The organism is Shimia gijangensis, assembly GCF_900142085.1.
In the GTDB taxonomy this organism is placed as follows: Bacteria; Pseudomonadota; Alphaproteobacteria; order Rhodobacterales; family Rhodobacteraceae; genus Shimia; species Shimia gijangensis.
In genome coordinates, this window is the sequence record NZ_FQZQ01000001.1 from 98,736 (window position 1) to 109,972 (window position 11,237).

Consider the following 11,237-nt stretch of genomic DNA (forward strand, 5'->3'; position numbering starts at 1 on the left):
TGGTTCTTCGTGGCCTTTTTTCGACCTTGTGAGACAATATAAGGTATTCGCGGCCAAGACCCAAACGCTTCAACCGGATTTTTCGGCGAATTCCGGCCTTTTTTCCGGTGTTTCACTCTCTGAGCGGGCGGCCTCGCGGGCCAAGAGCGCCCGTTTGACCGGCAAGCCCCAGTGATAGCCCCCTAATGCACCCGATTTCCGAAGAGCCCGATGGCAGGGAATTAGCCAGCTGACCGGGTTTCGCCCCACGGCGGTGCCCACAGCTCGGACCGCGCGCGGCATGCCGATGGATTGGGCAATTTCCGAATAGGTCGAAACCTGCCCTGACGGGATACGCATCAAGGCTTCCCAGACTTTGATTTGAAGGGGGGAGCCCATCATGTAGACCGGTGTTTTTCCAAGATCACCGCTTTGTTCGTCAAAAGCCGCTAGAACCCAAGGTCGCAGAAACATGGGGTCTTCGACAAAACGGGCTTTGGGCCAGCGCGACACAAGGTCTTCCATGGCGTCTTCTGTGCCGGTTTCCGCAGCAAAGCCAATGCCGCAGATGCCCTTTTCTGTGCCCATGACCAATGCCAAGCCATAGGGGCTGTCGAACCAGCCCCAGAAAATCTCCAACCCCTCTCCGCGGCGGGCGTATTCGCCAGGGCTCATGGCCTCCCACCGCAGAAACAGATCATGCAGGCGACCCGACCCAGACAGGCCCACGGCGTTTGATGTGTCCAGAGTCGTAAAGTGGTCCCGCAGCAAGGCTTTGGCATGGCCGAGGGTCAGGTATTGTTGCAATTTCTTGGGTGAAACACCGGTCCACTTGGTAAACAAGCGTTGAAAATGGGCCGGGCTCATACCCATGGCAGCCGCCAATTCTTCAAGAGACAAAGCGTCGTCGCTGCCATCGATCAATTCGATTGCGCGGCGCATGACGTGATAATGATAGCCTTCGGTCATGTCAGTCATGGGCGTTCTCCTTTGTGCTTGATCTATAACTACGTCGCGTTGGCCTTCTCGGCGACCCGGAAGTTGCGCAATTTCAGGAAATGTTCTGACGAATCTGTGATTTTGATACATCTCTGTAAATGCTAGGCTGGCACCATGAGATATTGTTTCGTTCTTTTGTTTGCTGCCACCCCCGCTTTGGCCGAACCTCCTGTCGTTGAAGCTGTTCAGGCCGCGCAATCCGGGTCTGGGTGGCGATTTGACGTGACCGTTTCGCATCCGGATACAGGCTGGGAGCACTACGCAGATGGCTGGCAGGTTGAAACTGAGACCGGAGACGTGCTTGGCACACGCCTGTTGGCCCATCCGCATGAAACCGAACAGCCGTTTACCCGGTCACTTTCAGGTATGAGCATTCCCGAAGGCATAACCACCGTGTACATTCGAACAAAATGCCTCGTGGATGGGTGGTCACGGGAAACCGTCCAATACAGTTTAAAATGATCGCGTGTAGAAACGTTTTGACCTGTTCTCTGGTTCTGGGGTTACTGAGCGGATGGACCACAAAACCTTTTTGAAAACTCTGAGCGCAGAACAGACCGAACGCCTGACCAAACGTAGCGACAGGCGGGGCTTGCGCCACCTGCTGGGCCATGTCGCGGTGATACTGGTCATTGGAATGTGGATTGCCGCAGGTTGGCCATTGTGGTGGGTCATGTTGGTTGTGCAGGGGGTGACGATTGTTTTCTTGTTTACTCTTGAGCATGAAGCGACCCACAAAACGCCCTTTGCCAACGAGACACTAAACGAATGGGTCGGGCGCAGTTGCGGATTGCTGATCGTTCTGCCGTTTGAATGGTTTCGCTATTTCCATCTGGCACACCATCGTTTTACGAACATTGCGGACAAAGACCCGGAATTGGCGGGAGATCAAAGCCACTATGACGCGTGGGGTCCATTTCTTTGGCACGTATCGGGGGTGCCGTATTGGGGCTCTATGTTGCGACAGGTTCTTGTGAATGCGGCGGGCCGGGCTGATGCAGGCTACCTGCCGGAACGTGCCAAACCCCGCATCGAACGGGAAGCACGTTGGGTTCTGGCGATCTACGTTTTGGCTCTGATAAGTCTGATCTGGACCCCGGTGCTATTGTGGGTCTGGATCGTTCCGCTGCTGTTGGGGCAACCATTTCTGCGGCTCTATTTGATGGCTGAGCATGGGCGTTGCCCGCAGGTGGCCAACATGCTGGACAACTCGCGCACCACCTATACCAATGCAGTTGTGCGGTTTCTTGCGTGGAACATGCCCTACCACACCGAGCATCATGTGTTTCCCTCGGTTCCGTTCTATCAGCTGCCTGAACTCAATCGCCTCATTCAACAGGATTTGTTGCATGAGCAAGACGGTTATGCTGCCTTTACGCGCGAAACAATCGAACACCTTTGACTGACTTGCAGATCGTTCGTGAAGCGGGGATAAAGCGCCATGGCCAAGCAACTTGACTATCATACCATTCGCGAGATTTTCACGCGTTTTCAGGCGGCCGAGGCCGAACCCAAAGGCGAGCTGAATCACGTGAACGCCTATACGCTGGTGGTGGCTGTGGCCCTGTCTGCACAGGCGACGGACGTCGGGGTGAACCGCGCCACCGAAAAGCTGTTCAAAATTGCCGATACGCCGCAAAAGATGCTTGATCTGGGCGAAGAAGCATTGATCGAGCACATCAAAACCATCGGCCTTTATCGCAACAAGGCCAAGAACGTCATCAAGCTCTCCAGAATACTTGCTGAAGAATATGGTGGCGAAGTGCCAAATTCTCGTGCCGCTTTGGAAAGCCTGCCCGGCGTGGGTCGTAAGACCGCCAATGTTGTTTTGAACATGTGGTGGTCCTATCCGGCGCAAGCTGTGGACACGCATATCTATCGTTTTGGCAATCGCTCGGGCGTGTGCCCTGGCAAAGACGTGGTTGCGGTCGAACGCGCCATCGAAGACAATATTCCTGTGGATTTTCAACACCACGCCCATCACTGGATGATCCTGCACGGACGCTATGTCTGTAAGGCGCGCAAGCCCATGTGCGGCAATTGCCTGATCCGGGACCTTTGTATGTTTGAGGACAAAAACTTATGAGCAAGACCTATCAGATTGTCGGCATCGGCAACGCTATTGTGGATGTGATTTCCCAGTCGGATGATTCATTTCTGGACCTGATGGGCATCCAGAAGGGTGTCATGCAATTGGTCGAAAAAGAACGAGGCGAGATGCTTTATGCGGGCATGACCAACCGCACGCAGGCTCCGGGCGGATCTGTGGCCAACACAGTTGCCGGTTTGGGGTCTCTGGGATTGAAGACAGGCTTTATCGGACGTGTGCATGATGATGCGCTGGGCAAGTTTTATGCCGCCGAAATGCAGGCTGATGGCACCGACTTTGTGAACCCACCCGTAGCAGGGGGGGAATTGCCGACCTCACGTTCAATGATTTTTGTGTCGCCAGACGGCGAACGGTCGATGAACACCTATCTGGGAATTTCTGCTGAACTTGGCCCCGAAGACGTTGCGGATGATGTGGCCGGGGACGCGCAGCTGTTGTTCCTTGAGGGGTATCTCTACGACAAGCCCAAGGGCAAAGAAGCCTTTGAAACAGCGGCGCGCCTGTGTCGTCAGGGTGGCGGCATGGCCGGTATTGCGCTGTCAGATCCGTTCTGTGTGGAACGTCACCGGGACGATTTCCGCCGCCTTGTGAAAGAACTCGATTTTGTGATCGGTAACGAACACGAATGGCAGTCTCTGTATCAGACAGATTTGTCCGCGGCTCTTGAGCAGGCGTCCGAAGATGCAGGCATGGTGGTCTGTACCCGGTCGGGTCACGACGTGGTTCTGCTACGCGGCGAAGAAGAAGCCGTAGTGCCGGTCAACGAGGTGGTGCCGGTGGATGCCACTGGCGCGGGTGATCAATTTGCCGCCGGGTTCCTTTATGGGGTGGCCACAGGCCAATCTCTGGACGTGTCCGGACGCATGGGCTGTATCGCTGCTACCGAAGTGATCAGCCACTATGGCGCACGTCCCGAAGCGGACGTTAAGGCGATGTTCCGCAAAGAAGGTTTGATCGGGTAATCTACCGGGCTGTCGGAGCCTCCGGCGGGGATGTTTTCATCCATTTGGAAGCCGCGGATTTTGTCCGTGGCACCCTGCGCCACGAGCGGTTAGGGTGGTGGGTATCTGTTTGACTCTGGAGCGCGCCAATGTCCTTTACCCTTGCCACGTGGAATATCAATTCAGTTCGCTTGCGCGAACCTATCGTGTTGAAATTGCTTGAAGAAGAAGCGCCGGACGTCTTGTGCTTGCAAGAGTGTAAAAGCCCGGTTGAAAAGATTCCTACCGAAGGCTTTGCGGCCCTTGGCTACACGCACATGGTGGCGCGCGGTCAAAAGGGGTACAACGGCGTCGCAATCCTGTCAAAGATTCCAATGGTCGAAGCCGCCAGCGAAGATTTCGCCTCATTGAACCATGCGCGCCACATTGCGGGACGGTTAGAGAACGGCGTGACCGTGCACAATTTCTATGTGCCTGCCGGGGGCGATAAGCCTGACCGTGAAGTGAACGAGAAATTTGGCCAAAAGCTCGATTACCTGACCGAGATGCGCGATTGGTTCCATGCCGAAAAGCCCGAGAAATCCATCCTTGTGGGCGATTTGAATATTGCCCCTCGTGAAGATGATGTCTGGGATCACAAAAAGCTTTTGAAAGTGGTGTCACACACACCGATCGAAGTCGAAAAACTGGCAGAAACGCAAGAGTCCGGAGGCTGGGTGGATATTACCCGGCAGGATGTGCCCGAGGGCAAGCTGTACAGTTGGTGGTCATACCGTGCGCGCGATTGGGATGTTGCCGATAAAGGGCGGCGATTGGATCACGTTTGGGCGACGCCCGATATTTCCAACGCAGGTCACGGCAGCCGTGTGTTGCGCGCCGCGCGTGGATGGGAAAAACCCAGTGACCATGCGCCGGTGTTCGCATCATTCGATCTTTGATGCGACCTGATCGCAAAAAGCCTCTGTATCGAAAAGTGAACACCCGCACCCATGGGGTGCATCACGGGTGCGGTCGATTGCAGATGCGAGACGGTGAAGCAGGACAGGGTATGCGGCAGGGATTGCGTCATGGTCTTGATTACACACCTTTGTACAAGTTTCTGTTGTCGCGGGTCGGCAAGCCTTGGGATGAGGTGTTCTCAGAGGCTTTGACGCGTCTGCCCGAAGAGGCGCCGATCTGGCATATTGTGGCGCACTCAGAATTGGAAGCGGAGCCGATCATTCGCGCCGGTGAGTCCTCATACTATAGTGGTCTTTTTGTGGATGACGCCGGGCAATTGTCCAAAGTGGACGCGACTTTGGAGGCCGAAACGATGCGCCCTGCCTGCCCCTGTTGCACGCATACATTCAATGGTCAGCGGTTTGGGCTGGCTTGTGATGCACCAGAGGACACGCCCCAGGGCTGAAATCTGGTTTTGGCCCTTTGAAACTGTGACGAAGATCGTCATATAAGGCCCAACAGATTTTTTGAGGATACGAACCATGCTGGAACTTGGACAAGGTAGCGCCCCTGCCGGTGATCTGATCAAAGACGTCAGCGAGGCGACCTTTATGGATGAGGTGGTGGACGCCTCGCAAAACGTGCCGGTGATTGTGGATTTCTGGGCGCCGTGGTGTGGCCCCTGCAAAACCCTTGGGCCCGCACTCGAGGCGGCTGTGACTGCTGCCGGTGGTGCGGTGAAGATGGCCAAAGTCAATGTCGATGAAAATCAGGCCATCGCAGGCCAGTTGCAGGTGCAATCCATTCCAACGGTCTATGCGTTTTGGAAGGGCCAGCCGATTGATGGGTTTCAGGGGGCATTACCGCCCAGTGAGATCGACGCCTTTGTCCAAAAAGTTATAGAGGCATCCGGTGGCGAAGCCGCTGGCGGCGGGCTGGAAGAAGCGGTCGAGGCAGCAGAAGAAATGCTGGCGGCTGGCGATGCGCAATCTGCTGGCGAAACCTTTGCTGCCATCCTTGAACAGGATCAGGAAAATGTCGCCTCGTTTGCTGGCTTGGCCCGGGCCAATATTGCAATGGGGGCATTGGAGCAGGCCGAAGCCGTGTTGAACGGTGTTCCGGCCGATTTGTCGGACGCGCCCGAAGTTGAGGCGGCACGTGCGCAACTGGAACTCGCCCGCCAGGCCGAGAATGCAGGCCCGCTGGCTGAGTTGAACGCCGCCGTGGACGCTGATCCGGCCAATCATCAGGCGCGCTTTGAACTGGCACAGGCAATGCATGCAGCTGGCGAGGCCGAAGCCGCGGTTGACCAATTGCTGGAATTGTTCCGCCGCGATCGCGAATGGAACGACGGTGCGGCCAAGACACAGCTGTTCACAATCTTTGAAGCTTTGAAGCCCAATGACCCGATTGTGTTGAATGGTCGCCGCAAGCTGAGTTCGATGATATTTGCTTGATAGCAAATTCACGCTAGTCTTTTAGTCATGTTCAAAGCTGTCGATCTCCCCCAAACGGTGGCCGTGTTTCCTTTGCCCGGAGCGCTTTTACTGCCTCGCTCCCGTTTGCCGCTTCATATTTTTGAGCCGCGTTACCTTGCTATGCTTGATGATGCGTTAAAAATACCGGGCCGTTTGATTGGCATGGTGCAGCCCAACGAAGTACCGGGTCGCTCGGGAACCGGGCTCCATGCGATTGGCTGTGCCGGGCGGGTGACGCAGTTTTCTGAAACCGAAGATCATCGCTATATGATCACTTTGACGGGGATCTCGCGGTTTCGCGTATTGAAAGAAGTGGATGGATTTCAACCCTATCGCCGTTGCGAGGTCAGTTGGGAGGGATTTGACCGTGATTTGGGGCTTGCAGAACATGACAAGTCCTACAATCGCCCTCAGTTCATGGAGCTGCTGGAGAGATATTTTGCCTCTATGAATCTTTCGACGGATTGGGACACGCTCAAGCAGGCAGAAGACGAATTGCTGGTGAATTCCTTGTCGATGCTTCTGGATCTTTCTAACGAAGACAAACAGGCGCTTTTGGAGGCGCCAAGCTTGGCAACCCGTCGGGAAACGCTTATCACGTTGATCGAATTTGCGCTGCTGGGCGGCGTTAAAGAGGACAAATTACAATGACTGACACTGTTTCCCAGTTTGACCGCCGTATGCTTGAGGCGCTGATTTGCCCTCAGACACGGAGCGTCCTGAAATACGATGCCGAAGCGCAGGAATTGATTTCTACAGGCGCTAAGTTGGCGTTTCCGATCCGCAATGGAATTCCGGTCATGCTGGTCGATGAAGCCCGCGACATCAGCTAACGGCCAATCCAAAGACCGCTTTAACGCATGAGTTCGGGTAGCTCGCCCGTCAGCCCGGCGGCTTCGCGCATGAAGGTGCGGCGCAAGGCCGGCGACGCATTCACCAACCCCATTCCGATGTCACGCCCAAGCCGGAGCAGAGGGTTGTCGTTTGAAAACAGTTTGTTGGTAATGTCCGTCGCGGCCACGAGTGTGTGTGTGTCAAAGCGGCGCCATTCCTGATAGCGCTCAAGCACATTGATGGCGGCGATATCTTCACCTCGGCGCTGGGCTTCGCTGAGAATTTGAACCAAAGCACCGACGTCGCGCAATCCGGCATTCAATCCCTGGCCTGCAATCGGGTGCATCCCGTGTGCTGCATCCCCAACCAAAGCCACGTGATCAGCGACGAATTCATTCGCGACGGTCAAGTTCAGCGGATAACTGAACCGACCACCTGCCAGTTCGATTTCGCCAAGGAAATCTCCAAACCGGGGGCGCAGCATTGCAATATAGTCATCATCCGACAACGCATTGACACGTTCGGCATTTTCGTCAGTTTCGCTCCAGACGATGGACGACATGTTGCCCGGCAACGGCAATATCGCCAGAGGTCCGGGGGGCATGAAAAACTGATGCGCAATCCCGTTGTGGGGCCTTTCATGCGCGATGGCACAGACCAACGCGGTTTGGCCGTATTCCCAGCCGGTGCGCTTGATGCCAGCGCGTTTTGCAACACCGCTTTGGCGCCCATCACAGCCAACAAGCAAACGACATCGCAAAATTTTACCCGAAGCCAAAGTGACCGTGACACCAGCGGTGTCTACGTCCTGCGCGACAACGCTGTCTTCTGTTACCTTGTTGATCCGCTCTTCTTCGGCCAGCGCGTTCAAAAAGGCTCGGTACAGGAAACGATCCTCCAGCATGAACCCCATCGGGCCTTCTTCGATCTCAGTGTGATCGAAATGCAGAAAAAACGGGGACGGTCCTTCGCCTGCACGCCCATCCGACACCTTGATTTCCTTCATAGGCTGGGCATCCGCCGCAACCCTTTGCCAAACACCAAGCGCGTTCAACAGGCGTTTTGACGCCAGCGCCAGGGCATAGCCGCGACCGTCAAAATTATCTTCGGCGCGCGCGGTTTCAGGGCGGGCGTCAACCATAGTCACGGAAAACCCTGCCTGTGCCAGCCCCAGCGCAAGTGCGGGGCCATTCAGGCCGCCTCCGGCAATCAGGATATCGCAGTCGTATTTCATAAGTCTCAATATGCGTGCGTCTGTGGGATTGTCCATGCTACCCAAGGCCGCTACCGTTATTTTTGAGAAATATGATCGGGGGAGTCATCATGTTCGACTGGCTGGAAAAAAGCGCGGCAGACCTGGGGCGCGGCATTGGTGAAGGAGCGATTGATCCTGTTGCATTGACACAAGCCTTTCTTGGGGCGATCGACAGCCATGATGCAAAGGACCGGATTTATTCGGTGGTGACCTATGATCGCGCTCTGGCCGAGGCCGAAGCAGCTGCAGAACGGGCGCGGGCCGGATATCGGTTGTCGCCTCTCGATGGCGTGCCGATCAGCTGGAAAGATCTGTTTGATAGTGCCGGTGTGGCCACAGAAGCAGGCTCGCGGCTGCTCAAAGATCGCGTTCCGGCGGGCGACGCCGAGGTTATGCAGAATGCAACGGCGTTGGGGCTCGTGTGTCTTGGAAAAACCCACATGTCGGAACTGGCCTTTTCGGGGCTGGGTCTCAATCCAATGACAGCAACACCACCTTGTATCAATGATCCCAAGGCTGTTCCCGGTGGGTCCTCTTCCGGGGCTGCGGCGTCGGTTGCTTTTGGATTGGCTGCGGTGGGTGTGGGGTCCGACACGGGTGGGTCGGTGCGCATTCCGTCCGCTTGGAATGATCTTGTTGGATTAAAAACCACTGCGGGTCGTGTTTCAGCCAAAGGCGTGGTCCCGCTTTGCGAAAAATTCGACACGGTAGGGCCATTGTGTCGAACGGTCGAAGATGCGGCGTTGATGTTGGGGGTACTGGAAGGCGCAAGCACGCCGGACCTCAAAGGTGCCAGCCTTCAGGGCAAGCGGTTCGCCGTTCTTGTAACCGAAGCCTTGGAGGATGTGCGCGAAGCTCCCATGGCAGGGTTCGAGCTCGCGGTAACACGCCTTCGCGATATGGGCGCCGAGATTGAAATCCTCGAAGCGCCAGAGGTTTCGGGTGCTTTGGCATTGTCTGGCCCGCTGTTCACAGCCGAGGCATATGGCCAATGGCGCGATGTGATCGAGGCCAACTCTGACTTGATGTTCGATCAGGTTTTGGATCGGTTCAGAGCCGGGGCAACGTTCGATGGCCCCACATATGTTGCAGCATGGAAAGATCTCGACGTGTTTCGCGCCAAATGGCATGCGCGGGTCGCCGGCTATGACGCTGTGCTGCTTCCGACATCTCCGATTCTGCCACCTGATGCCGACCGGCTGATGACCGATCAGGACTACTATGTCACCGAAAACCTGTTGGCGCTGCGCAACACGCGAATTGGCAATTTGATGGGTGTGTGCGGGATGTCATTGCCAACCGGAGTGCCCAGTTGCGGGCTGATGATGTTGGGCGCGCCGATGGGTGAAGAGCGGTTGTTGCGCGTTGCTGCTGCGGTTGAAGCCGTGTTGCGCACATAAATAGGCTGACTCAAATGCCACAACTGCTGGATTAGACGCCATTTTTCTGGACGAACGGGCGGCTCTTGGGTAATTTGGGGTCAAACGGGGCGCAATGATCCCGTACCTTGAGGCAGTTGAATATGTTTCCCGAGCGGTTTTCGAACCTTCCGGCCTATGCGTTTCCGCGTTTGCGCGCGCTGTTGGATCACCATCAGCCCGGTGGTGATGTTGTGCATATGACCATTGGTGAGCCCAAACACGCCTTTCCGGCGTGGGTTTCAGATGTGATTGCTGAATATTCTCAAGAGTTTAACAGATATCCGTCGAACGAAGGCACGCTTGAATTGCTCCAAGCCATTTCGGGCTGGATTACGCGTCGATACGGCGTGACCATGCCCGTGGATCAAATCATGGCACTGAATGGTACCCGCGAAGGGCTTTACAATGCGGCCATGGCGCTGTGTCCGGAAACCAAAGGCGGCAAACAACCTGTTATTTTGACACCAAACCCGTTTTATCAGGTTTACGCGGTTGCTGCTGTGTCCGTCGGGGCCGAGCCGGTGTTCGTGAACGCCGAGGCGGAAACCGGATTTTTGCCGAACTATGCAGGCCTGCCCAAAGATGTGCTGGATCGCGTGGCAATCGCCTATATCTGCTCGCCTGCCAATCCGCAGGGGGCCGTGGCAAGTCGCGCGTACTGGCGTGATCTGATTGCTTTGGCGGACAAGCACGACTTCAAGATTTTCGCCGATGAATGCTATTCCGAGATTTACCGAACCACACCGCCGGTGGGCGCCCTCGAGGTGGCCGGTGAAATGGGCGCTGATCCAGAGCGTGTGGTGGTGTTTCATTCGCTTTCCAAACGTAGCAACCTTCCGGGGTTGCGATCCGGTTTTGTGGCGGCTGGGCCAGAATGCATGCGGCGTATCCGCCAATTGCGCGCATACTCCGGCTCACCTTTGCCGATGCCCCTGCAGCGTGCCGCCGAGAAGGTCTGGGCGGACGAGGCTCATGTGGTCGAAAACCGTCGGCTCTATGCGGAAAAGTTTGATGTGGCGGATGACGTGTTTCGGGATGTTGCGGGATACACCAGTCCAGACGCCGGGTTCTTTTTGTGGCTTCCCGTTGAAGATGGCGAAGCCGCCGCACTGAAACTGTGGACCGAGACAGGGGTTCGGGTTCTGCCCGGTGCCTATCTTAGCCGCGATACAAAGGCCGGAAATCCCGGCAAGAAATTTATTCGGGTCGCATTAGTGGCCCCAAAAACCGAGGTACAGAGCGCGCTTATCACGCTGCGCGACTGTCTCTACGGATAAAAAC

At 55.9% G+C, this 11,237-nt stretch carries 13 protein-coding genes; 11 read left to right on the forward strand and 2 right to left on the reverse strand.

The annotated features are described in order from the left end of the window. Positions 1-69 precede the first annotated feature (69 nt). Entirely contained in the window at positions 70-957 is an 888-nt protein-coding gene (locus tag BUC32_RS00455) for a methylated-DNA--[protein]-cysteine S-methyltransferase (RefSeq protein ID WP_073248284.1), read from the reverse strand. Between the two features lie 135 nt (positions 958-1,092). Here BUC32_RS00455 and BUC32_RS00460 point away from each other — a divergent pair, with 135 nt between their 5' ends. From BUC32_RS00460 to BUC32_RS00500, 9 genes are all read left to right on the forward strand, one after another. Further along, positions 1,093-1,440, forward strand: a complete 348-nt coding sequence (locus BUC32_RS00460; protein WP_073248286.1) for a hypothetical protein — start codon at positions 1,093-1,095, stop codon at positions 1,438-1,440. 52 nt (positions 1,441-1,492) lie between these two features. Next, positions 1,493-2,380, forward strand: a complete 888-nt coding sequence (locus tag BUC32_RS00465; RefSeq protein ID WP_073248288.1) for a fatty acid desaturase — start codon at positions 1,493-1,495, stop codon at positions 2,378-2,380. Positions 2,381-2,419: 39 nt separating this feature from the next. Further along, on the forward strand, positions 2,420-3,064 hold the full coding sequence (gene nth, locus BUC32_RS00470) for an endonuclease III (RefSeq protein ID WP_073248290.1): 645 nt from the start codon (positions 2,420-2,422) through the stop codon (positions 3,062-3,064). Then, positions 3,061-4,050, forward strand: coding sequence for an adenosine kinase (locus BUC32_RS00475; RefSeq protein WP_073248293.1), 990 nt, complete (start codon positions 3,061-3,063; stop codon positions 4,048-4,050). Before nth ends, BUC32_RS00475 begins: the two co-directional genes overlap by 4 nt. A 128-nt stretch (positions 4,051-4,178) precedes the next feature. Then, complete coding sequence (locus BUC32_RS00480) at positions 4,179-4,967, forward strand: exodeoxyribonuclease III (RefSeq protein ID WP_073248294.1); 789 nt, start codon at positions 4,179-4,181, stop codon at positions 4,965-4,967. After that, positions 4,967-5,434, forward strand: coding sequence for a hypothetical protein (locus BUC32_RS00485; RefSeq protein WP_073248296.1), 468 nt, complete (start codon positions 4,967-4,969; stop codon positions 5,432-5,434). The genes BUC32_RS00480 and BUC32_RS00485 overlap by 1 nt, the downstream gene beginning before the upstream one ends. 76 nt (positions 5,435-5,510) lie before the next feature. After that, positions 5,511-6,425 (forward strand): thioredoxin family protein, encoded by a 915-nt coding sequence (locus BUC32_RS00490; RefSeq protein ID WP_073248298.1) that lies wholly within the window; start codon positions 5,511-5,513, stop codon positions 6,423-6,425. 27 nt (positions 6,426-6,452) lie between these two features. Continuing rightward, entirely contained in the window at positions 6,453-7,097 is a 645-nt protein-coding gene (locus BUC32_RS00495; protein ID WP_073248300.1) for an LON peptidase substrate-binding domain-containing protein, read from the forward strand. Further along, a complete protein-coding gene (locus BUC32_RS00500; protein WP_073248302.1) occupies positions 7,094-7,279 on the forward strand; it encodes a Trm112 family protein in 186 nt (61 codons plus the stop codon). The genes BUC32_RS00495 and BUC32_RS00500 overlap by 4 nt, the downstream gene beginning before the upstream one ends. A gap of 20 nt (positions 7,280-7,299) precedes the next feature. Here the strand turns inward: BUC32_RS00500 and BUC32_RS00505 are convergent, their stop codons facing one another. Beyond that, positions 7,300-8,550, reverse strand: a complete 1,251-nt coding sequence (locus BUC32_RS00505; protein ID WP_175556867.1) for an FAD-dependent monooxygenase — start codon at positions 8,548-8,550, stop codon at positions 7,300-7,302. Positions 8,551-8,603: 53 nt separating this feature from the next. Here BUC32_RS00505 and BUC32_RS00510 point away from each other — a divergent pair, with 53 nt between their 5' ends. Beyond that, positions 8,604-9,935 (forward strand): amidase, encoded by a 1,332-nt coding sequence (locus BUC32_RS00510; protein ID WP_073248678.1) that lies wholly within the window; start codon positions 8,604-8,606, stop codon positions 9,933-9,935. 122 nt (positions 9,936-10,057) lie between these two features. Then, complete coding sequence (locus BUC32_RS00515) at positions 10,058-11,233, forward strand: aminotransferase class I/II-fold pyridoxal phosphate-dependent enzyme (protein ID WP_073248306.1); 1,176 nt, start codon at positions 10,058-10,060, stop codon at positions 11,231-11,233. Positions 11,234-11,237: the final 4 nt, after the last annotated feature.

Coding starts and splice junctions, on each gene's coding strand:
- BUC32_RS00455 (WP_073248284.1), bottom strand. CDS start 957: ATGACTGACATGACCGAAGGCTATCATTATCACGTCATGCGCCGCGCA.
- BUC32_RS00460 (WP_073248286.1), top strand. CDS start 1,093: ATGAGATATTGTTTCGTTCTTTTGTTTGCTGCCACCCCCGCTTTGGCC.
- BUC32_RS00465 (WP_073248288.1), top strand. CDS start 1,493: ATGGACCACAAAACCTTTTTGAAAACTCTGAGCGCAGAACAGACCGAA.
- nth (WP_073248290.1), top strand. CDS start 2,420: ATGGCCAAGCAACTTGACTATCATACCATTCGCGAGATTTTCACGCGT.
- BUC32_RS00475 (WP_073248293.1), top strand. CDS start 3,061: ATGAGCAAGACCTATCAGATTGTCGGCATCGGCAACGCTATTGTGGAT.
- BUC32_RS00480 (WP_073248294.1), top strand. CDS start 4,179: ATGTCCTTTACCCTTGCCACGTGGAATATCAATTCAGTTCGCTTGCGC.
- BUC32_RS00485 (WP_073248296.1), top strand. CDS start 4,967: ATGCGACCTGATCGCAAAAAGCCTCTGTATCGAAAAGTGAACACCCGC.
- BUC32_RS00490 (WP_073248298.1), top strand. CDS start 5,511: ATGCTGGAACTTGGACAAGGTAGCGCCCCTGCCGGTGATCTGATCAAA.
- BUC32_RS00495 (WP_073248300.1), top strand. CDS start 6,453: ATGTTCAAAGCTGTCGATCTCCCCCAAACGGTGGCCGTGTTTCCTTTG.
- BUC32_RS00500 (WP_073248302.1), top strand. CDS start 7,094: ATGACTGACACTGTTTCCCAGTTTGACCGCCGTATGCTTGAGGCGCTG.
- BUC32_RS00505 (WP_175556867.1), bottom strand. CDS start 8,550: ATGGACAATCCCACAGACGCACGCATATTGAGACTTATGAAATACGAC.
- BUC32_RS00510 (WP_073248678.1), top strand. CDS start 8,604: ATGTTCGACTGGCTGGAAAAAAGCGCGGCAGACCTGGGGCGCGGCATT.
- BUC32_RS00515 (WP_073248306.1), top strand. CDS start 10,058: ATGTTTCCCGAGCGGTTTTCGAACCTTCCGGCCTATGCGTTTCCGCGT.